This window comes from Vibrio sp. 970 (assembly GCF_033339075.1).
Genome location: NZ_JAWOTW010000858.1, coordinates 1 through 510, shown reverse-complemented (window position 1 = coordinate 510; position 510 = coordinate 1). Strand labels below are relative to the sequence as shown.

At 52.0% G+C, this 510-nt stretch carries 1 protein-coding gene; it reads right to left on the bottom strand.

Annotated features, from left to right (window positions below; genetic code table 11):
- Positions 1–510: DEAD/DEAH box helicase (locus R7Q11_RS29580; RefSeq protein ID WP_225467391.1), on the bottom strand; the 510-nt coding region annotated here is incomplete at both ends.

Sequence of the window (510 nt, the reverse complement as noted above, 5' to 3'; positions counted from 1 at the left end):
TTCGTACCCGCTCGACAATGTCGTCACGTTTGGTATCTGGAATGGCGACGGTTTGAATCGGCGTTCGGCCTGGTGGTAATTCGTCTATCACCGACGTTTCCAAATCAGCATACGCTGTCATTGCTAGTGTGCGAGGAATCGGAGTTGCCGTCATGATGAGCTGATGCGGATACGCGCCTTGTTTTGCCCCTTTCTCACGTAACTCTAATCGTTGATGGACGCCAAAGCGGTGCTGCTCATCAATGATGACTAAAGCTAGGTGATGAAATTCCACATGTTCTTGGAAGAGGGCGTGAGTACCCACTATCATTTGCGCTTCACCGCTGGCAATGCGAGCCAGTTCCGTCTCTTTGGCTTTGCCCTTGAGCTTACCAGCAAGCCAGCCCACTTGAATGCCCATGGCTTCAAACCAGTTGGCGAAATTGATGGCGTGTTGTTCGGCGAGCAGTTCAGTTGGTGCCATTAAAGCCACTTGGTAACCGTGCTCAATGGCTCTGACTGCGGCTAGCG